We start from the raw sequence: 22,404 nt of genomic DNA on the forward strand, positions 1-22,404 counted from the left end.
GAGAGTACTTCGCCAAGAAGAGGCGCGCTGATTAGCGGTACCGAGACAGCCTACTCGCGGTACCGCCTTTTGCTGATCGCCGGTACCAAGCCAGGTGATCGATGGTACCGCGAGAGGTTACTACTCATAGAACAAAAGAGGGTAAGCGTTTATAATCAAGTTTCATTTTATAGGCAAGGAAGTGGTATGACGGCAAGCAGGTTTCTGAAGGAAGTTTCTCGGGAGTGTCGCGAGCATCCTGATCGGGTAGCGTATTTTACCTCTCGGGGGGGGGTATCTGATTCCTTAACTTATGGCGAGCTCGACCGCTGGTCCGATGGCCTGGCGGCTTTTCTGAGGAGAGAGGCGCCCGAGGGCAAACCAGTGGTGGTGTACGGCCATAAGTCGCCGCTCATGCTGGTGTCGTTCTTTGCGGCGGTGAAGGCGGGGCTGCCTTACGCGCCCATCGATATCGCCTATCCCGCTGATCGCGTTGCGGACATTCTCGAGCAAATCGGGCGCCCGCTGGTTATCTCGTTGGCTGACGAGCCGCTCGCTGCCGATGCCTCCCTTGCCGAACGGGTGCTGGGGAAAGACGAAGTGCGGACGGCCTGCATGTCGGGCGAGACGGTTTTCGAGGATAGTTGGGTGTCGGGTGACGACGTCTTCTACCTTTTGTTCACCTCGGGCAGCACTGGTCGTCCCAAGGGCGTGCAGATGCCCTCGCGTTGCGTCGATGCGTTCATGGACTACTTCGGGAAGCTGTTTCCCGCTGGCCCGGATCGCATCAGTTTCAATCGCGTTCCCTACACGTTCGATGTAAGCCTGTTCGATATCGTAGCGGGGCTCTCGGCCGGCTACACGCTGTTCGCTTTTGACTCGGAATGCGAGCAGAGCATGAGCGCGTCTTTCGAGGCGCTCGCGGCGAGCGGCTTGACCACCTGGGTGTCGACGCCCTCCTATATCGAGATGTGCCTGGCCGACCCCTCGTTCAACGCTCAGCTGCTCCCGCGATTGGATACCATTGTGTTGTGCGGCGAGGTGTTTCGCAATGCGGCCGCAAGCAAGCTGCTCGACCGATTCCCAGGCGTGCGCATCTTCAACACCTATGGTCCGACGGAAACCCAGGCGGTGACCGATATTGAAGTGACGCGTGAAGTTGTCGATCAATCGAATCCCCTGCCGGTGGGCTTTTTGAATCCTGAGGTGCGTGCGGTGATCCGCGATGTGGAAACGGGCGATGTGCTACCGTCGGGCCAGACGGGGGAGGTGTATCTGGAAGGCGCCACGGTGTCGCTGGGCTATTTCGGTCGCCCCGATCTGGCTGAAGCCGTTTTCTCTGAGCACACCGACGCCGGTGGGAAGACCGTGCGCTCGTACAAGACCGGCGACAAGGGCTATCTGGACGAGCAAGGGCGCCTGTACTGCCTGGGGCGCTTGGACTTCCAGGTGAAGCTCAACGGCTTCCGCGTCGAATTGGGCGATGTGGAGCAGGGACTTGCGTCGCTGCCCTCTGTGAAAGAGGTGGTGGTCCTGCCTGCTCAGAAAGACGGAAAGGTGTCCCATCTCGTGGCCCACGTTCAGTTGTCCGACCCCGCAGCTGAGCCGTCATTCAAGCTGGGGCAGCAGATCAAGGCGGAATTGCGTCAGGTGCTTCCCGATTACATGATCCCGAAGAAGATCGTCTTCCATGAGTCGTTTGCGCTGAACGTGAACGGCAAAATCGATCGCAAGGCCTTGGTCTAGGGCGCGGGGCTGGCGGTTATGAACTTCTATATCGACCCGGCGTTCTACGTGTTTCTCGCCCTGGCGGTGATCCCCGCTGCCATTCTGGGCTTTACGGGGCATCGGATAAGGTACTACGGCCTGGCGGCATCGCTCGGGTTCTTGCTGCTGCTCTTCGGCGAGAACGCCCAGGGCATGGCGGCGTTTCTCGGGTTTCTGGCGGTGGCATGTGCGGCCACGTTCTGGGTGCTGCGCAGCTGGCGTTGCGGTCAGAAGGCCCTGTGGAAGTACCGGGTGGCCCTGGCGGCGGTGATCGCTCCTTTGGCGATATACAAGATCGGGGCGGTGTTCGAGCACAATATCATGGGTTTTCTCGGGCTGTCCTATATCACGTTCAAGGCCGTTCAGGTGATTATCGAGGTGCGCGACGGGGTCATCGAGGACATGGGCTTTCTCGATTACCTGTATTTCCTCGTGTTCTTCGCGCCCTTTACCTCGGGGCCTATCGATCGCAGCCGACGCTTTACTGAAGACGCGAACCGCACCTACACGCATTCCGAGTACGCCGATTTGCTGGCGCGGGGCATTATGCTGCTGTTGATCGGCGCGGTGTACCAGAAGGTGCTGGGCACGGTGTTCTACGGCTGGTTCACACCGGCGCCGCTGGGCGACGGTTCGCTGTGGCGCGAGCTGGCGGCCCAGGTGAAAGACGCCTACATGTACGGCCTCTACCTTTTCTTCGACTTCGCCGGCTACTCGCTGATGGCCATGGGCGCCAGCTATTGCTTCGGTATCAAGACCCCACGAAACTTCCGTGCGCCGTTTTTGGCTTTGGACGTGCGCGAGTTTTGGGATCGCTGGCACATCACCCTCTCGACGTGGCTGCGCGATTTCGTGTTCATGCGCGTGGTGAAGTCGGCCACGCGGCGCAAGCTGTTCAAAGAGCGCCTGCATACTGCCTGTTTCGGCTATCTCGTGAACTTCATGCTCATGGGTGCTTGGCACGGGCTGACGGTCGACTATTTGGTGTACGGCGCATACTACGGCGCACTCATGGGGGCGACGGACGTGTACCAGAAGAAGTCGCCGTTTCATAAGATGCACAAGAAGGAGCGCTGGTACAAGGCGCTCCAGTGGTTCGTTACGATCAACTTGGTCATGCTGGGCATGGCTATTTTCTCAGGTCAGTTGCATACGGTAGTAGGAGGTCTGATTCATGGCTAATGGCACGGTAGCGGAGCGCATGCTCGATTTGATCGAGGAAGTGTGCGACGATGAGGTGATTCGCGAGGAGCGCGATATCGACCTGTTCAAGGCGGGACTTCTGGACTCTATGGCGGCGATCGAGCTGCTCGTGGGCATCGAGTCCGAGTTTGGCGTGGTGATCGCGCCCACGGCAGTGGAGCGCGAGGAGATGAACTCGGTCAACAAGATCATCCATCAGGTTGAGATTCGGGTGCAGGGCTAGGCATGCGGAAGCTGATCGCGGTTTGCTGCGCACTGGTGCTCGCTCTGGGTGTGGGTGCGGCGTATTATCTGCAGGCGCCTACCGATGCCGCCCTGCGAGAGATGGCGCGGGAGAATCCGGTGAACCCGCGGCCAACTGTGGCGCTAGCGGGGAGCCCGTCGCTGTTGGGCGAAATGGTGCGGGCGCAGCAAGCGCAGGGGCGTACGGTGGGGTTTTTGCTGGGGTCTTCGGAGCTAAGCTATGGGGCGGAGGACTCGGCCCATCCTGTGCGGTTCTTCTCGGAAAATGACCTGGGATTCGACCTGATTTCAATGGGCGGTGGCGGTTACCAGTCGCTGTGGGGCGCTATCGAGGTGAGCGCCTTGGACGAGTGCGGGGCGCTTCCCGAGAAGAAGGTGGCGTTCCTGATCGGCGATCAGTGGTTCATGAATGAGGCGGGATGCACACCGGAGGCGTTCCTGAACAGCTTCTCGGAAGAGGCTTTCTGCGAGTGCATGGAGAATCCGGGGCTGTCCGTCGAGACAAAGGCGCAGATTCGCGAGCGGGTGATAGCTCTGGGAGTAGACGCCCAAACGGTGAGCGATCTGGCTAGTGACTCGATAGTGGGGCGGGCTAATCGAGCGGTTTCCGGTTTCGTGTCAGGTAGCGAGCGCCGTGCATTGCTTGCCGAGGGACTGGCATCCAACGGGCGGCTTGAGCGGGATGGCGCTTCGGTTGTCGGGCCTGATTGGGACGCGCTTGACCGACGAGCGGTTGAAGAGGGCAAAACTGCCTGCACAAACAACGACTACGGTATCTACGACGAGTATTTCGATACCTATGTGAGCGATGCTGCATGGGGCCAGCCCTACGAGGGCGAGCCGTTTGCGGGTTGGAGCGAGACGGAGTTCGGGGATTTGCAATTGTTCCTTACGGTTTGCAAGGAACTTGGGATAACGCCGCTACTGGTCATCGAACCGGTCAACGGTGAGTACTACGACATTCAGCGCTACACTAAAGAGAGCCGGGCGGAGTTTTACGGTAAGTTGAGCAGCGTGCTTGATGAAGCCGAGGTGGACTACCTGGATCTTTCCGGGCACGATTATGACAAGTACTATCTTCGCGACGTCATGCACCTTGGCTGGAAGGGCTGGGTCGAGGTGGATCGGGCGCTGTGCGAGTTCTACGGAGGAGGGGAGAGCGATCGGTATGGCAGCAGCGCCGCCGATGAGGTTTGCACTCGGTCGGATGAGCGTGGAGAGACGTCTGCAGAGAAGGATGCCGAGACTGCTGCCGACGAAATGCTGGAAGTGGAAGGTGCCGGGAAAGAGGTCTTGGAAGACGAGGGGGCTGCTTCATGAAGTTGCTGGAGAGAATGCAATGCTGGTTGGGCGAGCACCCTAATGTAGAGGCCTTCCTCTGGTTCGTGGCTGCCGTAGCGTGCATTGCGATCTTGGTTTGGTTCTTTCTCTTCTCTGGCTACGGCGATCCTCCCGAGTTCGTGTACGAGCAGTTCTGATGTTGTTTCGCGATCTCGTGTTCCGCTGTCGTTCGGTGCGCGATAAGTCCTTGAATTTGCTCGTGTGCTAGTATGGGCGTATGAGCAAGCTTGGAACATATGATGTGATAGTGATTGGCGCCGGTGTGGCAGGGGCGGCTGTTGCGCGCGAGCTTTATCGCCTCGACCTTGCTGTTTTGGTGCTAGAGGCGGGCAATGATATTGCCTACGGTGCGACGCGCGCCAACTCCGCTATCGTACATGCGGGATTCGACCCCGAGCCGGGCGGTTTGAAAGCGCGATTCAACGTCGAGGGTTCGAGACTTTTCCCTCAATGGGCCCGCGAGCTGGGCTTTCCGTACAAGCGCAACGGTTCCTTGGTGCTGGGCTTCACCGCTGAGGATGATGCGTTGCTTCGCGAGCTTTGGCGTCGGGCCATTCGCAACGGCGTGGAGGATGTCAGCTTGTTGTCTGGTGAGCAGGTGCGTTTGTTGGAGCCGTCCGTCAATCCGGATGCGCGCTGCGCTCTTCTTGCTGAGAGCGGGGCCATTTGCGACCCCTACCAAGTGGCGCTTCGGTGCGCGGAGCAAGCGGCTCGCAATGGCGTTCGGTTTCGGTTCAATGAGGAAGTCGTTAGTATTCGGAAGGGGTACGGACGCTATCTGGTGAGGACGTCTCGAGGCGAACTATACCGGGTTTGCGCCATCGTGAATGCGGCCGGTGTCTTTGCTGACGAGATGAACAATATGGTGAGCGCCCGGAAGTTGCGGATCCTTCCTCGAAGGGGCGACTATCAGCTTTTGGACACCGAGTTCGGCGATATGTTCTCGCATACGATGTTCCAAGTCCCGTCGGCGGCCGGCAAGGGTGTGTTGGTTACGCCAACGGTTCATGGAAACTTGCTGATCGGCCCTTCTGCAATTGAGCAGACAAGCAAAACCGACGTATCGACGCATGCCGATGGGCTGCAGTTGGTGCACCGGCTCGCTCATAAAACATGGCCTGGGCTTTCCGCAAGGGGGCTCATAGCCAACTTCGCGGGGATAAGGGCCTCGAATGCCGATGGCGACGATTTTGTCATCGGGCAGCCCGACGATGCCCCGGGATTTTTCAATATCGCGTGCTTCGACTCGCCCGGCCTCACCTCTGCGCCGGCGGTTGCCGTGCGTATTGCAGGGGAGATAGCCGACTATCTTGGCGCTCGTCCGCGTGAGGATTTCGACGACCGCATGCCCCATAGCGCCTTGCTGGCCGAGATGGACGCTGGCGAGCGGGCGGCGGCAATTGCCGATGACGGCCGGTGGGGGCATATCGTGTGCCGATGCTGCCAGGTGAGCGAGGCTGAGATAGTGGAGGCGCTTCACGGGCCGCTGCCGGTGCTGTCGCTGGATGCTTTGAAGTGGCGCACCCGGGCTATGATGGGTCGGTGCCACGGCGGGTTCTGCACGCCTGAGATATGCAAGATCGTCGCAAGGGAGACCGGGGTCGCACCCGATGCGCTGGATAGGCGAGGTCGGCGATCATCGGTCGTCGCGGAGGCGCGCGAGGATTACGTGGAGCTTGTTCGACATACCGGGGAACACGAGGCAAGGAGAGAAGCCGAGGAGGGCGGCGACAGCGGATTGCGTCGCGAAGAGAGCGGGTCCTTCGCGGCCGCGAACGCCGACGTTGGGACTTCGTCGAAGGTAGTGGATTGCGATGTGGCGGTGGTTGGCGGCGGGGCGGCTGGCATGGCGGCGGCCCGATCAGCAGCTGCCGAGGGGGCTCACGTGGTGCTCCTCGATTGCGAGGAGCGGCTCGGGGGCATTCTGAAGCAGTGCGTGCACAACGGTTTCGGGCTTCACCGCTACAAGGAGGAGTTAACGGGGCCAGAGTATGCCGATCGCGAATGCAGCGCGTTGCGGGACGGCGCTGACGAGGGCAACGTTGAGGTGCTGCGCGATTCTAGTGCCTTGGAGATGCGACGGATAGCCGATGGCCGGCGCGCGATAGAGGCGGTGTCGCCGTCGGGCGCTGTTACGGTTCATGTCGGCGCTGTGGTCTTGGCGACAGGTTCGCGCGAGCGGGGGCAAGGTGCGCTCAATATGGCAGGGAGCCGGCCTTCTGGCGTATTTACTGCGGGAAGCGCGCAGAACTTCGCCAATCTGCAGGGATGCTTGCCAGGGCGTCGTGTGGCCATACTCGGGTCTGGCGATATCGGGCTCATCATGGCGCGGCGCATGGCCCTTCAAGGCGCTGAGGTTGTCGGCGTCTACGAGTTGATGCCGACGCCGTCGGGGCTTCGGCGGAATATCGTGCAGTGCCTCGACGATTTTGGGATTCCGCTGCACCTGAGCACCACCGTGACGCGCCTGGAGGGAGAGGGGCGGCTAAGTGCCGTGTGGGTGTCCGACGTGGATCCCGAGACGCTGCGGCCGATTCCGGGCACCGAAAGACGGGTGGAATGCGACACCCTGCTGCCTTCCGTGGGGCTGCTGCCCGAAAATGAGCTGGCTAAGACGGCCGGCGTAATGCTGGATCCCGTGACGGGCGGGGCCGTGGTGGACGAGTCGCTGCAGACGAGCGAGCCCGGCGTGTTCGCGTGCGGGAATGCGCTGCACATTCACGATTTGGCCGACTACGCGTCGGAGGAGGGCGAGATTGCGGGCGCGGCTGCGGCCCGGTTTGCCTTGGCGATGCGAGAGGGCGATGGGGAAGAGGTAGCGCGCAAAATTGCTTCTACGAGGGCACGCGAGGATTGCGGCGCGGCGGGGCGCGACTTCGTTTCGGTGGTGGCGGCCGAGGGCGTCCGTTATGTTGTGCCCCAACGGATTTCGATGCGCGGGATGGGTTGTGGAGATGCCCGCGCGGAGGATTCCGTGACGCTCTCTTTCCGTCCTTCCCGTGCGGTTAAAGGCCCTAAGGTTATCGTGGAAGCGATTCTTCGGGACGGAGCGACGAGGGCGGTGGTTTCCAGGAAGTTAATGGTCGCCGTTCCCGCTGAGATGGTGCGTTTGAAGGTGCCCGTGGGAGACCTGCGCGACGCCGTCGAGGTTCGCGTGAGGCTGGAGGAACGATGAGCGGTGCCGCGACCAAGCAGCTTACGTGCGTGCAATGCCCGTTGGGCTGCGCCCTGGAAGTCTGCCTGGATGAGGCTGGCGCCGTCGTCCATGTGTCGGGACAGAGCTGCCGGCGCGGCACGGAATTCGCTCGCCAGGAGGCGGTGTCCCCGGTTCGAGTGCTGACTTTGACAGTTCCCGTCCCGGGCGCGCTTGAGCCTCTGAGCGTGAAGACAACCGCGCCGATACCAAGGGATCTGATCCCCGCAGCAGCCGAAGCGATCCGCCGTCTTTCCCTGCGACTCCCGATAGCCGCCGGAGCCATCCTAGCAACCAACATTTGCGATTCCGGCGCCGACGTTGTTTCGACTAAGGGACTATGCTGAGGGGCTTCATTCTACTATACGCCATAGTCTAATGATTAACGAGAGATAGATCTGCTTTGTAGTAGAATGGTTCCGGTATTGCAAGCGAGAGTGGCGGAGGACGCTATGTACGGTGCGGAGGCGAATGATAGGGAGCTTTACAAATGGTTGGGAAAGGTGCAGAACCGGGAAATCACGCTTCCTCGCTTCCAGAGAGGGGAGGCGTGGGATCATAGTCGGATCTGCAGTTTGATGAACGCGATAATAAAGGGTCTGCCCTTGGGCGTGACGCTTATTTTGGAAGTGGGCGACAAGCCGAAGTTCGAATCGCGCGCCTTGCAAACGGCGCCCGTTGAGGGGGAGCGGATAACGGAGCAGCTGCTCGACGGCCAGCAGAGGATGACTGCGGTATGGCGCGTTCTGAACGACAACTACGAGGATGGCTCCTACTTCGTTGTAGTCGAGGATTTCGATTCGGAAGAACCCCAGATGGCTGCTGAGGTGATCCGGCAATCTCGCTGGCGAAAGAAGGACAACCGCCGATACCCGTTGTGGTGCGACAAACCGAAAGAATGCCTGGCGCGCAAGATGATCCCTGCCAGCCTCCTCTGCCCGACGAAGAGCCTCGGTAGTTGCAATTACGACAAATGGATAAGGGAGGCGCTTGGGAACAAGGAGGGCTACTCTTCCGCTGATGAGTACTACGAACTCAAGGAGTCGGTAAAGTCCACGGTAGACAAACTGCGCGAGCGCATCGCGAACTACAATCTGCCCTATCTGGCGCTGCCCTCGTCGACCAGCGAGGACGTCGTGCTCGACGTGTTCGTTAACATGAACACGAACGGCAAGCCGCTTTCGCAGTATGACATCATCGCGGCGCAGCTGGAGAGCAAGCTCGGCATGAGTCTGACGGAGAAGATCGATAAGATGAAAACCGAAGTCCCCGGACTGCAGAGGTATTCCAATGTCAGCGAGCTGCTGTTCAACACGGAGTCTCTTGTTCAGGGCTATTCTCCGAACCAGGCCGGCGCGTGGAAGTTCGACAAGGACAAATTCGTCGACTCGTGGGCGGACAATGCGCAGGCGATAGAAAGTATGCTCGGCCTGCTGATTACGGAGGGGGTCACGGATGAGCGGCTGCTGCCATCGGTGTCCGTTATGTGGGTCGCTGCCGCAATTTTCCGTATGAATCCGAAGGATGTCGATCATCAGGGCCTGATGAAAAGCCTGTTGCGGCAGTATCTGTGGCGGGCATTCTTCACGCATCGCTATGAAAAATCGGCCAGCACCTACGCCCTGCAGGATTACCGGGGCATGAAGGAGTATCTCGGCCTGAGATTCGCGGGCGAGAACGCGGAACTGAAGGCCCCGATATTCGACGATCAGGAGAACCCTCCTTTCGAGATCGAGGAGCTGGTTCAAGCTGGTTGGCCGAAACGGAAGTCGGTCGTCTCTCGAAGCGTCCTCGCGCTGACCGGCCACGAAGGCGCGAGGGATTTTGCCACCGGGGATGACTTAACGCAGTGCCCCTTCGGCGATAGGCATTTTCATCACGTCTTTCCCGACGATCTGCTGAGCAAGGCGGGTGTCAAGAATCGTTCTATTGTGCTGAACTGCGCTTTGATAAAAGATGCAACAAATTGGGATATAGGCAAAAAGGAGCCCTTAAAGTACCTTGCTGAACGCTGCAAATGGGCTAGTGAGGATGAAGTACGTGGAAGGTTGGCCAGCCACTTGATTCCCATCGAGAAGATCCAATGCGGCGGCTATGACGATATGGAACCTGCGGCCAGGAAGGAAGCGGTAGCCAAAGACTACGACGCCTTCGTGCAGAGCAGGGCGGAGAAGGTCAGGGCGAAGGCTTTGGAGTTGGGAGGGTTTAAGGCCCCTGCGAGTGAGTCTGCTGCTTTGCGGATCTGAGTGCTCCGCCAGCCGAACATCGTGCCAGCGAATGCAGACTGCTTAGGATGCGAGAAAGAGGGGGGTTATGCTTCTCTGCGACTACACGAATGATGGTAACGATTACATTTTCGGATGGTGCGATTATCCTAATGGGGACAAGTGTGAACCATGTCTTTTGAGGCAAGCTGAGGGATTCTTCGAATTGATCCTCCCTGATTCCGGTCAAAGGCATATGGAGGAGAGTCCTTCTTTCGATTCGCATACGATCCCTGGCGCAGTGCATGTGCGGGATGCTCTTTCGAAGGATCTCTATTGCGTGATTGATGCTCGTTTTTCATCTATCTCGTTTGACACGGACAGGAACTACGGCAGTATGCGCTTGAGGACTGATTGCGTCATCAAATGCGATTCGTACGATGAGGACATGGATTATTCGAATGTAGCTTCCCTCGGCAGCACGTCTCCAGATTTGACGAAGTGGTTTGGCTTGCGAACGTCTGGGCTCAACCAAGGCTTTGACAAGGAGATGGCCGCACTCGCAGAAACATACGGGGGAGAGATTGAGCAGGCTGACAATCGATTTATTGGGGCTGATGAAGGGCTCAATCTCGGCTTGAGTATATCCCGCAATCTTTCCGCGAGATGCGGGATGGCTCCAAGTGTCGATTTCGGCGGCCGGGTTTGGTTCGAGTCGTTCGCGCCTACACCGAAATTGCTGAACGATCACTTCGAATGTCATCTCAAGCTCACGGCGCTTTTGTCCATCATATGTTGGAGAAATATATCATTCGAGAGAATGCGGGTTGAGTATGGGCCGCATGAGGGCGATGGCGTAGATGGGTCGATGGACACCTTCCCGATAAATCCTCTCATCTCTACGCGTTTCGATCCCTGGGAACCTCCCAGGACGAACAAACCGTATCTCATTGCCTTCGACGATATTGGTGAATCTGGACTTGGCGCTTGGTTTTCCCTTATGTCCAATTATTCGATTCCGTTACGCCAGATTTCGTACATTGCCAAGATGCACAACAATCTCACCTTAGAAAACCAAGTTACTTTATTTGGAATTGCTTTTGAAGAACTGGGTGCCGCTATTCTAGGGTCGCGCTCAAAGAGAAGGACGACGTGCGAATGCATAAAAGGACTTCTCGGCGATTCATTCGCCGATTGCGAGAAGTCCAGCCTTCTGTTCGACGAAGCATTGCCTCAGGTTATTGCCAATACGTACAATAGTATAAAGCATCCCAAAGAGCAGCGCGGAGGCCGTCCCAGGGAGGAATGGCTTTTGCCCGGTCACTTGTTGAATGTCGTGTATGCTTGTCGCGAGATCGCTCTTGTATGGATTGCTAGCAGACTTGGTTGTCGTGAGAAAGTGATTAGCAAGCTAGGACTCGAACAGCAGTTTTCGCAAGCGCTCAAGGAGTGCGCAGCGTATGCCGCGGAGCTAAGCTAGAGGGAAAAGGTGCTGTCGTTTAAGATGTAGCAAAGAGTGCTTTGGGCGATGACTCCTTCCGCGGTTGCAATGTCCGGCTCGAAATGCAAAAAAACGAGGACATAGTGTTCTCTTGCGCTGTTGTGCGTTTATGGTTTTCTCGACTGTGCCACGTGCATCGGCCTATACAATTGTGAGGAAGATGTCGGTTGCGCCATATGCGGAGCTGAATACGGGAGAGCCTATGAAGCTGGAAGCAGTAAAGATTGAGAACTATAAGGCGCTCAGAGAAGTGTCGGTCGATGACCTGACGCCGCTTGCGGCTTTTGTGGGCGCGAATGGTGCTGGCAAGTCGTCGTTGTTTGACGCTCTGGTTTTCTTGCATGATTGCTTGTCCCGAGGCGTTGCGGAGGCTGCCTCGATGCGCGGCGGATTTCGAGAAATTGTGTCCCGGGGATCGCGCAGTCCGATTGCCATCACGATAAAGTTCAGGGGGAGTAAGAAGGAGCCGGTTCTGACTTATCGCGTCGAGCTGTCCTGCGACGATTTCGGCGAGGCCTATGTGGCCCTTGAGCAATTGCGCTTGAGGAAAGGCAGCTCCGGGTCTCCCTGGATCGTGCTCGATATCCGAGAGGGCCAAGGTTGGGCGCTGCGCGGAGTTCCGGAATCGTATTCCTCTGTAAGCAAAGAAAAAGAGTCAATTGAGCTGTCTTCGCCAAGGACGCTGGCAGTGGACAGCCTCGGGCAGCTTTCCGACTATCCTCTGGAATCATCTCTTCGTGCTTTGATCGACAATTGGTTCGTCGTGGCACCAACGTCCATTCACCACGACGCTGATAGGCCGTCATCTACCGCCCAGTTCTTTTCCACGAGAGGCATGGCCAAGGTCGCTCGTCGTCTTTGGGCTCATAACCCCAAAGCCTTTGAAAACATTGTGCGATCGATGTCGAGACGAATCAATGGTGTAGACAACATCGCGGTCCAGCCATTGCCTAATGGCGAGGTGCATCTTCTGTTTGGCGATAACAACCTAGAAGCATCGTTTCCTCAAGAGAGTGTATCTGACGGTACGTTACGACTGTTTTCCTATCTGCTTCTGCTGGCTGAGGTGAATCCAAGCTCTCTTCTTTGCATAGAAGAGCCCGAGGGGCTTCTTCACCCAGATCTACTTCCGGTGCTAATGGAGGAGCTTCAGCGTTACGCCGATAGAGGCGGCCAGGTTCTCGTTTCGACCCACTCGCCCCTGGTGCTTGACTCCCTTAAGCCTGATCAGGTTTATGCGCTGGTGAAATATGGAGGGTTTTCCCAGGTGAAAAGGGTGTCTCAGATGCCGATAACTGTTTCGCTATATCGAGAGGGAAACAAGCTTGGCAGTTTGTGGGAGATGGGCCTTATTCCAGAGGCGAGCTGTCTATGATAGTCGTTCTCACAGAGGAGCCCTCTTCGGCGGAAATGCTCAAGCGGGTTATCCCCAAAATTCTGCCCGATATGCTGCCGCAGCTAGATTTGCAAATTGTCGAGCATCGTGGCATAGGTGATTTGAAGGCAAAACTCCCTTCTCTCTTGAGGGGGTGGCCGGGAGACGCCAGGTTCATTGTTGTTTGCGACCGGGATCGTCGCGATTGCGTGGAGGTTAAAAGGGAGATACTTGAGATCGCCAAACCCTACAACAGGCCGGTTCTGGTTCGCATTGCATGTGAGGAGCTGGAGTCTTGGTATTTCGGAGACCTTAACGCTGTGTCGGAAGCTTACGGCGTGAACTTAGATCAGGTTGCGAAGAAGCGCGGTTATCGTGACCCTGATAAGATCGTGGATCCAAAGAGCAAGCTTCGTAAGCTCGTTCCCGATTTGATGCAGGTCGAAGGAGGGCGACTGATCGGTGACAGCATGGTTCCAGAACGGAACACCTCGCATAGCTTCACCGTTTTTGCTGATGGCCTGAGACGGGTTTGGCGAGATATGAGTGCATGATATTCCGACCTTGCGACTTATCTTCTGGGATGTTATGCTCGCGATCAGAGGGAAGCGTTGACATCGGATCAAGAAAGGGGATGGTTGCATGTCTTGCGCGCGTATGAGAGGGAAATCGGCGAGGGCGATGGCATTTGCCGGTGCGCTGGCGCTGGCGGTTGCTCTTTGGGTTGCTCCCGGGCAGGCTTTGGCCGAGGAGGCGCCGGAGTCCGCAATAGGGGTGGGGGTAAGCACTTCTGTGCCAGATGAATATGGCGTGATTGCCCTTCTGGCTGAGAGCGGAATCCCAATGACGGCAGACGCTCTTGTCGTCGATGTCGAGCAGGAATACGGGCAAGCCTACGAAGTACTCGACCTCGTTAATGCCGAACGCGCCAAAGAGGGGCTCAGCCCTCTTGCCATGGATCGCGGTCTTTTGGAAGCCGCCATGCAGCGTGCGGTCGAGATCAGCTACTACTTCAGCCACGAGCGCCCCGATGGCACTGATTGTTGGACCGCCTTCCCCGAAGGGAAAGAGACGGTGGGAGAGAACATCGCCATGATGCAGCCGGGGCCCGATTGGGTGATGAATTCCTGGATGAACTCATCTGGCCATCGTGCGAATATCTTGGATCCCGATTTCACCACTATCGGCATCGGCTGCGTGTACGTCGGCGAGGCTGGCCCCTACTGGGTTCAGTGCTTCGGCGACGGGGTGGCCGCCAGCTTCGCTCGGCCGAGCGATAGGTCTCTAACAGTGAAGTGCGATGTACGTGCCGAGTGGCTGAAGAGCGAGAACTTCGAATTCCGCCAGACCGGCTACACCACCAACGTCGGCGCCGATTACGCCTTCCAGCCCGAAGTACGCTTTATCAACCAAGGCGATGGCTCCGGCAATTTCGTGTGCGAGCTGGATCCCGCGACTTTCAGCTGGAGCTCCAGCAAACCGTCCGTCTTCAGTGTTGATCGGGATAATGGCACCATCATCGGCAAAGCTCCCGGGTCGGCCTCGGTAATCGCTTCTATCGGCAGTAAGGTTCGTATCGAGGCGCCGATTGTCGTCGAGGACGAGAGCAGCCAGTATGGAACTTGGAAGAAGTCCGGCGGCAAATGGTGGTTCCAACTTGAGGACGGGTCGTATCCCTACAGCCAGTGGGCGCGCATCGATGGCGATTGGTACCATTTCGATCGCTCCGGCTATATGCAGACCGGGTGGTTGAAGCTGGGCAAGAGCTGGTACTACTTGAAGAGCTCTGGCCCAATGGCCGAGGGCTGGCAGAAAGTCGGCGGCGCTTGGTACTATCTGAACCCAGGCTCTGGCGCCATGGCCACGGGATGGAAGCAGGTCGGCGGAACCTGGTACTACCTGAAGGGCTCCGGCGCCATGGCGACCGGCTGGCAGAAAGTTGGCGGCTCCTGGTATTACTTGAAGGGTTCCGGGGCTATGGCGGTCGGTTGGCAAAAGATAGGTGGGACGTGGTACTACCTGAAGGACTCTGGCGCCATGGCCACGGGATGGCGGCAAATCGACGGCCACTGGTACTTCCTTAGCGGTTCGGGCGCTATGGCCAAGAACAAATGGGTCGGTGACTACTATGTAACCGGCTCTGGCGCCATGGCAACCAACACGTGGATCGGGAAATACCACGTGAACGCCGCCGGCAAATGGGATCAAACGCGGTAGAGCACGATAGGGATACACTTTAGCGCTATCGCATGTTCATAAAAAGGGCGGGGATTCTTCAAGGATCCTCGCCCTTTGCTCTTTATGGGCAAAGGGAGGCTTGGATCTTTCAGCTTGGAATGTGCTCTCCCCGAAACCTTGCTTGGCTACACGAGCTGTTTGAGGACAGGGGTTTTCTTCAAGATGCAGACGATGCCCAGAGAGATGGACAGGATGATCAGCGCGTAGAATGCGCTCCCTATCAGGTTCGAGCAAAGCTGCGTCAAAGCTCCGCTGGAATCGACCAGCAGATTGAGGGTCACGCGAACCATGTTGTGGACGTAGAGGATTCCAAGGGTGTTCTGCGACACGGCCAAAATGAACCGGTGGGGAGTCTTGGCCTTGCCCTGGTACGAGAGCCCGAGCACGAACAGCGCCAGAGTGTTGGCAAGCACGAATACCGTGTCGTATCCGTGGTAAACCGTGTCGAACAGCTTCCCGTTCACGCTGGAGGCGAGCCATCCCCAGGCGGCCAGAAGTGCGGACGAGATGACAAGGGTGGCCACGGCCAGGGCGACGCGCTTGTTCGGAGCCCGCTTCAGCAGGGCACCGCGCTTGTCCCAGAGCAATCCTCCCAGGCAGAAGTAAACGAACGAGTATCCGTGAATGCCCCTGAAGGGATCGAACGAGGCGAAGTAGTTGAAGTCGAAGAGGCTTCCCCGATTGAACAGGCCGCACAGCGCAACGGAGATGACCTGATTCAGCAGTACCACGCCGAATGTCATAATTGCGCAGACGGCCGCGAAGAACAGGAAGGCCGGACGATACTTGTCGTAAGCTACTTTCAAAATGGGGAAGAAGATGTAGATGCAAACGAGGGCGCCTATGAACCAGAGCTGATCGTTCCAGCCCATGGTGCGGTACCAGCCCCAGCTTAGGAGCTCTTTGATGGTCGGCTCGTATCCTGTTATCGGGCAAAGGACAACGGGGATAATGAAAGACCAGATGATGGTGACGACTGTCAGCCTTACCGTCTTGATGATGTGTTTGCGGAGGTTGAGCTCCTTTCGGAAGAGCAGATAGCCGTTCACGAGGAAGAACATGGGAACGCAAGTGGATAGCAATCCGTTCAACAGGTAGTACGGAAAGGCCGAGGCACCGTATTCGACGAAATTGGTCGTATAGTAATGCGAGTGGTAAAGCACGACGAAGAACATGGCCAGGGCCTCGTCGAAGTCTATCGAGGGCATTCGCCGGGGCGCCGGCATGACTTCCGCATCGAGATCCGACGTCAAGTTGCGTTCAGCTTCGTTCATGGAATTCCCTTCTTGTGCGGCGCGCTGCTCATTGCCTTTCGGTGTATTGCGCCTATTGAACCATAATTCGCAGGTCGGCATTCCCCTTTTCGCGGGTCTGGAGCAAATGGCGGAACGGCTGGTGGTGCTGGTCGCTTGTCTGAAGATTTGCCTATGCCATGTTCCAAGGCTCGTCTTTCCCATACAATAACGGGAAAGGAAATGAAGCATTCGATTTCAACCAAAGGGAGCGCCCCATGAAGGGAATAGTGCTGGCGGGCGGCTCGGGCACGCGGCTGTATCCGTTGACCACCGTGACGAGCAAGCAGCTTCTGCCCGTCTACGACAAGCCGATGATCTACTACCCGCTGTCGGTGCTCATGATGGCGAACATCCGCGACATCCTCATCATCTCGACGCCGACGGATCTGCCGAACTTCGAGCGGCTGCTCGGCGACGGCTCGCAATTCGGCATCAACCTCTCCTATGCGATACAACCGAGTCCCGACGGGCTGGCGCAGGCGTTCATCATCGGTGAGGACTTCATCGGCGGCGATTCCTGCGCGCTGGTGCTCGGCGACAACATCTTCTACGGCAACGGCTTGGGGCGCCATTTGCGCCAGGCGGTGGAGGCAGCCGAGTCCCATGGGGGCGCCACGGTGTTCGGTTATCACGTGGAAGATCCGGAGCGGTTCGGTGTTGTGGAGTTCGATGAGGACTTCAACGTGCTGTCCTTGGAGGAGAAGCCGGAGCATCCTCGCTCGAACTTCGCCGTGACGGGGCTGTACTTCTACGATTCCCGCGTGTGCGACTTCGCCAAGCGCGTGAGGCCGTCGGCCCGAGGCGAGCTGGAGATTACTTCGCTGAACCAGATGTATTTGGAAGACGGCTCCTTGAACGTGGTGACGCTGGGTCGCGGGTTCGCGTGGCTTGATACGGGCACCACCGAGTCGCTGTTCGAGGCGGGGGAGTTCGTCCGCGCCGTGCAGCGCAGCCAGGGGCTCTCTATCTCCGTGCTGGACGAGATCGCCTTCAACAACGGCTGGATCTCCCACGAGATGCTGGCCGAGGCGGCCGCGCGGTACGGCAAAAGCGGCTACGGCAAGCATCTGAAGAAAGTGGCGGATGGGCAGATCGTCCCTCTGCGCTAGCGAATAGGATCGAGGTTTACACGTATGGCCCGAGAGGCTTTGGCGCCGCGCCGCATCATCGTGACCGGGGGCGCGGGATTCATCGGCAGCAATTTCGTCCACTGGGTGGTGGAGAACCAGTCCGAGGTGCACGTCACCGTGTTGGACGCGCTCACCTACGCCGGAAATCGTGAGAATCTGGTTGGCATTCCGGAGGATCGCCTGACGTTTGTCCACGGCGACATCTGCGACGCGGCCCTACTGGAGGAGCTGGTGCCCGAAGCTGACGCCATCGTGCACTTCGCTGCCGAGTCGCACAACGACAATTCCATCGCCGATCCGGCGCCCTTCGTGCGCACCAACGTGGAGGGCACGTTCCAGTTGCTGGAGGCGGCGCGGCGCCACGGCACCCGCTTCCACCACATCTCCACCGACGAGGTGTACGGGGACTTGGCCCTGGACGACCCGGCGCGCTTCACCGAGGAGACGCCATACAGGCCGTCGAGCCCCTACAGCTCCACCAAGGCTTCGTCGGACATGCTCGTGCGCGCGTGGCACCGCACCTACGGGGTGGACGCCACCATTTCCAACTGCTCGAACAACTACGGGCCGCGCCAGCACATAGAAAAGTTCATTCCGCGGCAGATCACCAACATCCTCACGGGCGCGCGGCCGAAGCTGTACGGCGACGGTTTGAACGTGCGCGACTGGATTCACACCGAGGATCACTCGTCTGCCGTGTGGGCCATTCTCACCCAGGGCGTAGCGGGGGAGACCTACCTTATCGGGGCCGACGGCGAGCGCAACAACCTGGAAGTGCTGCGCAGCATCCTTCAGCGCATGGGGCGCGATGCCGACGACTTCGACTGGGTGCGCGATCGTCCCGGCCATGACCGGCGCTACGCCATCGATTCCTCGAAACTGCGCCGCGAGCTGGGGTGGCGTCCCAGACACACCGATTTCAGCGAGGGGCTGGACGAGACCATCCAATGGTACCGCGACAACGAGGACTGGTGGCGCGGCCAGAAGGAGGCCGTCGAGGCCAAGTACGCGAACCAGGGACAATAGGAGAGTACGGAGAGCATGGCAGAGCAGATCACTTCGGGTAACTTCACCTTCACGAAGGCCGCCATCGAGGGGGTCGTCGTCGTTGACGTCAAGAGCTACGGCGATGAGCGCGGCTATTTCATGGAGACCTACAAGCGGGAGAACTTCGTCGCCGGCGGCATCGATTGCGAGTTCGTGCAGGACAACCAGTCCGCCTCGTCGAAGGGCGTGTTGCGGGGCCTCCACTTTCAGATCGAACATCCGCAGTCGAAGCTCGTGCGCGTCGTCGAGGGGGCGGTGTTCGATGTGGCGGTGGATCTGCGGGAAGGCAGTCCCACCTTCGGCCAGTGGGAGGGCGTCGTGCTGTCGGCCGAGAATCGCCGGCAGCTGTTCATTCCCCGCGGGTTCGCCCACGGCTTCCTGGTGCTGAGCGATCGGGCGGTGTTCTGCTACAAGTGCGACGACGTGTACCACCCAGGCGATGAGGGCGGACTCATGTGGAACGATCCGGCTATCGGTGTCGTATGGCCGGCCATGGAGGGCGACGAGGCCTTCGACGAGACGAAGATCATACTCAGCGACAAGGATCGGGTGCATCCGCCCCTGGCCTCCCTGCGTCGCGCGTAGGCGAGTGAGGACTATTTCATGAAGACGATTGTGGTGACGGGCGCCGGCGGCTACATCGGGTCGCAGGTGGTGCGCGAGTTGGCCGGCCGGGGCGTGCAGGTTATCGCCGTCGACCGCTCGGCCGGCGCGGGCGCGGACGAGACGCCGGGCGTTCGGTGGGTGGCCGCCGATCTGTTCGACCCGGCGCTTGATTTGTGCGAGCTCATCGGGTGCGTGCCCGACGTGTGCCTGCACCTGGCATGGCGCAACGGGTTCGCCCACAACGATGAAAGCCATATGGACGACCTTTCTGCCCACTACCGCTTCCTCATGAACATGGCCCGAGCGGGGGTGGGGCAGATCGCCGTCATGGGCACCATGCACGAGGTGGGGTACTGGGAGGGGGCCATCACGGCCGACACTCCCTGCAATCCCCAGAGCCTCTACGGCATCGCCAAGAACGCCCTGCGCCAGGGACTTGCGCTCTCGCTGGCGCCGATGCCGGTCGCCTTCCAGTGGCTGCGCGCTTTCTACATCTACGGCAACGACGAGAAGGCCCAGTCCATTTTCGGGAAGCTTCTGCGGGCCGCCCGCGCCGGGGACGAGCGTTTCCCCTTCACCACGGGCAAGAACCTCTACGACTTCATAACCGTCGAGGAGCTGGCGCGCCAGATTGCCGCCGTGGTGCTGCAGGATAAGGTGACGGGCGTCATCAACTGCTGCACCGGAGCGCCGGAGAGCCTGGCCGATCGCGTAGAGGGGTTCATTCGCGAGAACGGGCTTTCTATTGCCTTGGATTACGGCGCCTTCCCCGACAGGCCCTACGATTCGCCGGGAGTGTGGGGCGACGCGACCGAGATTCGCGCCATTATTATGGCCTCCGAGGGCTCTTCCGGCGCCGAGGGCGGCCGCAAGAGCGCCGAGGTGAGCTAGATGACCTTTGCCCCCTCCGACCATACGTTCGCCGTTTGCGCCTACAAGGAAAACCCCTATTTGGCGTCCACGGTGGAATCGCTGCTCGCCCAGGACGCGCGCTGCCCGATCATCATCTCCACTTCGACGCCCAACGACCATATCAGCGCCGTGGCGCGCCGTTTCGAGGTGCCCGTGGTGGTGAATCCAGATCCGCGCGGCGCTGCGAGCGACTGGAACTACGGCTACGATGCGGCCGAGACGCCGTTGGTGACCATCGCGCATCAGGACGACTACTACGAGCCGAACTACCTCTCCACGATGCTCGCCGCCGTTAACGACTACGAGGAAGGCGGGCTGCAGCTGGCCTTTTCCGACTATTTCGAGATCCGCAACGGCGAGCGCGTGGCCGGCAATGCGCTTCTGCGCATCAAGCGCGCGCTGAACGCGCCCTTGGGGACGCGGGTTTTGAACGGGTCGCGATTCGTGAAGCGCCGTGCGCTTTCTTTGGGCAACCCCATCTGCTGTCCCGCGGTGATGCTCGTGAAGGAGAATCTGGGGCCGTCTGTGTTCGATGAGACGTACAAGAACAGCTGCGACTACAAGACGTGGGTCGATTTGGCCGGCGAGCCGGGGCGGTTCGTGTACGTGCCGGAACGCCTCATGGGGCACCGAATTTACGAGGAATCCTCGACATCGAAGAACCTGAAGGATGGCACGCGCCAGGCGGAGGATCTGGAGATCCTCTCGTCGCTGTGGCCGGCTCCCGTGGCGAAGCTCATCTACAAGGTGTACGCCTTGGGCGAGAAGAGCAACGAGCTTTAGGCGTCTGCGGCTTTGGTGTATCCCTTTGCCACGATCTTCTGGAGCAGGGGATAGAGCGGAGTTTTGAGGGCGAGGAATTGCCGGAGCTTGAATTTGCCGTAGGCAGAGCGGTAGGACGAGTCGTCTGGGTGAGCTTCATGAAGACGTCGATAGAGACGCTCGTGATCGGCGTACAGGCGCTTTCGAGATTCTATGCTTCCGCCTGTGGAGATGCCGGTGCCCCATTCATAAAGCAGAATAGGGCGGTGCAGATGATGCACGTCGCCATCGAGCAATGCTATGGTTTCCGCGAAATCCTCGCAGTAGCGTACTTCATAGGTTTCGGCGAGAAGAGCGAGCAGCTCCTCCAAGCGTCGTTTCTCGAAAAACTGGCAGCAGCCAGGAATCCAGTCGGCCGTTGAGAGCTGCATGAGAAGAAGGTCTCGATGGCCGCAGCAGCCTTCGGGGGGATAACACTCCGGCCGTTTCGGAGCGCCATAGGAGGGGCGATCGGGTAAGTCAATGACGATATCGCCGAAGCCGGCATGAACGTCGTTGTCCCTGCAGAATGCCACGATGGCTGCCAGCGTGCTCTCGTCGTAGAGCGCGTCTCCGGCCCCGAGGGCCTTGATGAACTGGCCCTCGGCGTAAGGCAGGGCGTGCAGTATGTTTCGAACAGTCTGCACGTTTTCGGGGTGGCGTACGTAGGTGAAGTTGCTGATACCCAGCTCGCTGGCGAGTGCCGTAGCTTCGTCCTCGAAGCTTTCGGATGAGTGGTCGTCGGCGACAAGGAGTTGGTAGGTGCATCCTGTTTGAGCCGCTACGGAGCGCATGGACGTCTCGATGCTCTCCGGCCGTTGGTTGTAAACGGTAAGGATGACGGTGATGTCGGTTTGGCTCATTGCTCTCCTTCGCCTTGGACTTACGCTCTATAATACCTTGTTGCGCTCAGGCGATGCGCAACTGCACTAATTCAACGATTTGGAGATTGGCTATGGCTTCGATGCTCAAAGAGCTTAAAATGCACTCCCTTTCCGACATCGTGTCGATGGGCTTCTCTTTCATTGCGACCAAGTTGTTTTATCCGGGAGCGACGCTCGTTAGGCGGCCTTTTCACATCCGCCAAAAGAGCAATTTGAGGTTCGAGCCCGGTTTTACCACGGGGCATGGCTGCCGATTCGAAATGTTCGACGAAGGCGTGATAGAACTCGGACGCAATTGCCGGATTGGCGACAACGTACATCTTGCCGCGCTGCACAAAATAACAATAGGCGATGACTGCCTCTTCGCATCGAAGATATTCATCTCCGATTTGAGCCATGGCTCCTATGGGAGGGAGGGTTGCGATCCGCGGACTCCCCCGAACGATCGTCCCCTCGTGGGATCGCCGGTTACTATCGGCGATAACGTGTGGCTCGGCGAGAACGTTGTCGTTCTTCAGGGAGTGACCATCGGGAGTGGCTGCATTATTGGGGCCAATTCCACGGTTTCGCGAAGCATTCCCGAGAACTGCATCGCTGTCGGCTCTCCTGCGCGCCCTATAAAAGCTTACGACGACGAGACGGGCAGCTGGGTTCCCTACCGTGCCGAGGGATAGCGGAGGGCGTT

Annotated in this window: 21 protein-coding genes; 18 read left to right on the plus strand and 3 right to left on the minus strand. The window is 58.7% G+C overall.

Annotation, left to right across the window (positions count from 1 at the left end; genetic code table 11):
• Positions 1-186: 186 nt before the first annotated feature.
• The 12 genes from dltA (at position 187) to GO707_RS12640 (ending at position 15,023) form a co-directional block, all read left to right on the plus strand.
• Positions 187-1,725: a D-alanine--poly(phosphoribitol) ligase subunit DltA gene (gene dltA, locus GO707_RS10875; RefSeq protein WP_157013008.1), complete on the plus strand. Its 1,539-nt coding sequence runs from the start codon at positions 187-189 to the stop codon at positions 1,723-1,725.
• A gap of 18 nt (positions 1,726-1,743) precedes the next feature.
• The gene (gene dltB, locus GO707_RS10880; RefSeq protein ID WP_157013009.1) at positions 1,744-2,928 is read left to right on the plus strand and encodes a D-alanyl-lipoteichoic acid biosynthesis protein DltB; all 1,185 of its coding nucleotides are present in this window, start codon (positions 1,744-1,746) and stop codon (positions 2,926-2,928) included.
• The gene (gene dltC, locus GO707_RS10885; protein WP_157013010.1) at positions 2,921-3,172 is read left to right on the plus strand and encodes a D-alanine--poly(phosphoribitol) ligase subunit DltC; all 252 of its coding nucleotides are present in this window, start codon (positions 2,921-2,923) and stop codon (positions 3,170-3,172) included. The genes dltB and dltC overlap by 8 nt, the downstream gene beginning before the upstream one ends.
• Before the next feature lie 2 nt (positions 3,173-3,174).
• Positions 3,175-4,512, plus strand: a complete 1,338-nt coding sequence (gene dltD, locus GO707_RS10890) for a D-alanyl-lipoteichoic acid biosynthesis protein DltD (protein ID WP_157013011.1) — start codon at positions 3,175-3,177, stop codon at positions 4,510-4,512.
• A complete protein-coding gene (locus tag GO707_RS10895; protein ID WP_157013012.1) occupies positions 4,509-4,670 on the plus strand; it encodes a hypothetical protein in 162 nt (53 codons plus the stop codon). The genes dltD and GO707_RS10895 overlap by 4 nt, the downstream gene beginning before the upstream one ends.
• An 80-nt stretch (positions 4,671-4,750) precedes the next feature.
• Positions 4,751-7,708 (plus strand): FAD-dependent oxidoreductase, encoded by a 2,958-nt coding sequence (locus GO707_RS10900; RefSeq protein ID WP_157013013.1) that lies wholly within the window; start codon positions 4,751-4,753, stop codon positions 7,706-7,708.
• The gene (locus tag GO707_RS10905; protein WP_157013014.1) at positions 7,705-8,073 is read left to right on the plus strand and encodes a DUF1667 domain-containing protein; all 369 of its coding nucleotides are present in this window, start codon (positions 7,705-7,707) and stop codon (positions 8,071-8,073) included. The genes GO707_RS10900 and GO707_RS10905 overlap by 4 nt, the downstream gene beginning before the upstream one ends.
• 105 nt (positions 8,074-8,178) lie before the next feature.
• A complete protein-coding gene (locus GO707_RS10910) occupies positions 8,179-9,972 on the plus strand; it encodes a DUF262 domain-containing protein (RefSeq protein WP_198161083.1) in 1,794 nt (597 codons plus the stop codon).
• Positions 9,973-10,039: 67 nt separating this feature from the next.
• On the plus strand, positions 10,040-11,410 hold the full coding sequence (locus tag GO707_RS10915) for an ApeA N-terminal domain 1-containing protein (RefSeq protein WP_157013016.1): 1,371 nt from the start codon (positions 10,040-10,042) through the stop codon (positions 11,408-11,410).
• A gap of 223 nt (positions 11,411-11,633) precedes the next feature.
• On the plus strand, positions 11,634-12,806 hold the full coding sequence (locus tag GO707_RS10920; RefSeq protein ID WP_198161084.1) for an AAA family ATPase: 1,173 nt from the start codon (positions 11,634-11,636) through the stop codon (positions 12,804-12,806).
• Positions 12,803-13,360 (plus strand): DUF4276 family protein, encoded by a 558-nt coding sequence (locus tag GO707_RS10925; RefSeq protein WP_157013018.1) that lies wholly within the window; start codon positions 12,803-12,805, stop codon positions 13,358-13,360. The genes GO707_RS10920 and GO707_RS10925 overlap by 4 nt, the downstream gene beginning before the upstream one ends.
• A 289-nt stretch (positions 13,361-13,649) precedes the next feature.
• A complete protein-coding gene (locus GO707_RS12640) occupies positions 13,650-15,023 on the plus strand; it encodes a CAP domain-containing protein (RefSeq protein WP_198161085.1) in 1,374 nt (457 codons plus the stop codon).
• Positions 15,024-15,169: 146 nt separating this feature from the next.
• Here the strand turns inward: GO707_RS12640 and GO707_RS10935 are convergent, their stop codons facing one another.
• On the minus strand, positions 15,170-16,318 hold the full coding sequence (locus GO707_RS10935) for an acyltransferase (RefSeq protein WP_198161086.1): 1,149 nt from the start codon (positions 16,316-16,318) through the stop codon (positions 15,170-15,172).
• Positions 16,319-16,554: 236 nt separating this feature from the next.
• Between GO707_RS10935 and rfbA the strand changes: the two genes are divergently transcribed.
• The 5 genes from rfbA to GO707_RS10960 are packed head-to-tail and all read left to right on the plus strand — an operon-like array spanning position 16,555 to position 20,817.
• Positions 16,555-17,448: a glucose-1-phosphate thymidylyltransferase RfbA gene (rfbA, locus tag GO707_RS10940; RefSeq protein ID WP_157013021.1), complete on the plus strand. Its 894-nt coding sequence runs from the start codon at positions 16,555-16,557 to the stop codon at positions 17,446-17,448.
• A gap of 24 nt (positions 17,449-17,472) precedes the next feature.
• A complete protein-coding gene (gene rfbB, locus GO707_RS10945; protein ID WP_157013022.1) occupies positions 17,473-18,495 on the plus strand; it encodes a dTDP-glucose 4,6-dehydratase in 1,023 nt (340 codons plus the stop codon).
• A 15-nt stretch (positions 18,496-18,510) separates the two neighbouring features.
• A complete protein-coding gene (gene rfbC / locus GO707_RS10950) occupies positions 18,511-19,101 on the plus strand; it encodes a dTDP-4-dehydrorhamnose 3,5-epimerase (protein WP_157013023.1) in 591 nt (196 codons plus the stop codon).
• An 18-nt stretch (positions 19,102-19,119) separates the two neighbouring features.
• Positions 19,120-20,013: an NAD-dependent epimerase/dehydratase family protein gene (locus GO707_RS10955; RefSeq protein ID WP_157013024.1), complete on the plus strand. Its 894-nt coding sequence runs from the start codon at positions 19,120-19,122 to the stop codon at positions 20,011-20,013.
• Positions 20,014-20,817, plus strand: a complete 804-nt coding sequence (locus GO707_RS10960; protein WP_157013025.1) for a glycosyltransferase family 2 protein — start codon at positions 20,014-20,016, stop codon at positions 20,815-20,817.
• Here the strand turns inward: GO707_RS10960 and GO707_RS10965 are convergent.
• Together GO707_RS10965 and GO707_RS12075 are read right to left on the minus strand one after the other, a co-directional pair.
• Positions 20,814-21,698 carry a glycosyltransferase family 2 protein gene (locus GO707_RS10965; protein WP_157013026.1) on the minus strand — a complete coding sequence of 295 codons (885 nt, stop codon included), beginning with the start codon at positions 21,696-21,698 and terminating at the stop codon, positions 20,814-20,816. The two genes, GO707_RS10960 and GO707_RS10965, sit on opposite strands and share 4 nt — an antisense overlap.
• A 71-nt stretch (positions 21,699-21,769) precedes the next feature.
• On the minus strand, positions 21,770-22,117 hold the full coding sequence (locus tag GO707_RS12075) for a hypothetical protein (protein ID WP_198161087.1): 348 nt from the start codon (positions 22,115-22,117) through the stop codon (positions 21,770-21,772).
• A 57-nt stretch (positions 22,118-22,174) separates the two neighbouring features.
• On the opposite strand from GO707_RS12075, the gene GO707_RS12080 reads away from it, so the two are divergent.
• Positions 22,175-22,393, plus strand: coding sequence for a DapH/DapD/GlmU-related protein (locus GO707_RS12080; protein WP_198161088.1), 219 nt, complete (start codon positions 22,175-22,177; stop codon positions 22,391-22,393).
• Positions 22,394-22,404 lie beyond the last annotated feature (11 nt).

This window comes from Adlercreutzia rubneri (assembly GCF_009755265.1).
Taxonomy (GTDB): domain Bacteria; phylum Actinomycetota; class Coriobacteriia; order Coriobacteriales; family Eggerthellaceae; genus Adlercreutzia; species Adlercreutzia rubneri.

Coding starts and splice junctions, on each gene's coding strand:
- dltA (WP_157013008.1), top strand. CDS start 187: ATGACGGCAAGCAGGTTTCTGAAGGAAGTTTCTCGGGAGTGTCGCGAG.
- dltB (WP_157013009.1), top strand. CDS start 1,744: ATGAACTTCTATATCGACCCGGCGTTCTACGTGTTTCTCGCCCTGGCG.
- dltC (WP_157013010.1), top strand. CDS start 2,921: ATGGCTAATGGCACGGTAGCGGAGCGCATGCTCGATTTGATCGAGGAA.
- dltD (WP_157013011.1), top strand. CDS start 3,175: ATGCGGAAGCTGATCGCGGTTTGCTGCGCACTGGTGCTCGCTCTGGGT.
- GO707_RS10895 (WP_157013012.1), top strand. CDS start 4,509: ATGAAGTTGCTGGAGAGAATGCAATGCTGGTTGGGCGAGCACCCTAAT.
- GO707_RS10900 (WP_157013013.1), top strand. CDS start 4,751: ATGAGCAAGCTTGGAACATATGATGTGATAGTGATTGGCGCCGGTGTG.
- GO707_RS10905 (WP_157013014.1), top strand. CDS start 7,705: ATGAGCGGTGCCGCGACCAAGCAGCTTACGTGCGTGCAATGCCCGTTG.
- GO707_RS10910 (WP_198161083.1), top strand. CDS start 8,179: ATGTACGGTGCGGAGGCGAATGATAGGGAGCTTTACAAATGGTTGGGA.
- GO707_RS10915 (WP_157013016.1), top strand. CDS start 10,040: ATGCTTCTCTGCGACTACACGAATGATGGTAACGATTACATTTTCGGA.
- GO707_RS10920 (WP_198161084.1), top strand. CDS start 11,634: ATGAAGCTGGAAGCAGTAAAGATTGAGAACTATAAGGCGCTCAGAGAA.
- GO707_RS10925 (WP_157013018.1), top strand. CDS start 12,803: ATGATAGTCGTTCTCACAGAGGAGCCCTCTTCGGCGGAAATGCTCAAG.
- GO707_RS12640 (WP_198161085.1), top strand. CDS start 13,650: ATGACGGCAGACGCTCTTGTCGTCGATGTCGAGCAGGAATACGGGCAA.
- GO707_RS10935 (WP_198161086.1), bottom strand. CDS start 16,318: ATGAACGAAGCTGAACGCAACTTGACGTCGGATCTCGATGCGGAAGTC.
- rfbA (WP_157013021.1), top strand. CDS start 16,555: ATGAAGGGAATAGTGCTGGCGGGCGGCTCGGGCACGCGGCTGTATCCG.
- rfbB (WP_157013022.1), top strand. CDS start 17,473: ATGGCCCGAGAGGCTTTGGCGCCGCGCCGCATCATCGTGACCGGGGGC.
- rfbC (WP_157013023.1), top strand. CDS start 18,511: ATGGCAGAGCAGATCACTTCGGGTAACTTCACCTTCACGAAGGCCGCC.
- GO707_RS10955 (WP_157013024.1), top strand. CDS start 19,120: ATGAAGACGATTGTGGTGACGGGCGCCGGCGGCTACATCGGGTCGCAG.
- GO707_RS10960 (WP_157013025.1), top strand. CDS start 20,014: ATGACCTTTGCCCCCTCCGACCATACGTTCGCCGTTTGCGCCTACAAG.
- GO707_RS10965 (WP_157013026.1), bottom strand. CDS start 21,698: ATGAGCCAAACCGACATCACCGTCATCCTTACCGTTTACAACCAACGG.
- GO707_RS12075 (WP_198161087.1), bottom strand. CDS start 22,117: ATGGCTCAAATCGGAGATGAATATCTTCGATGCGAAGAGGCAGTCATC.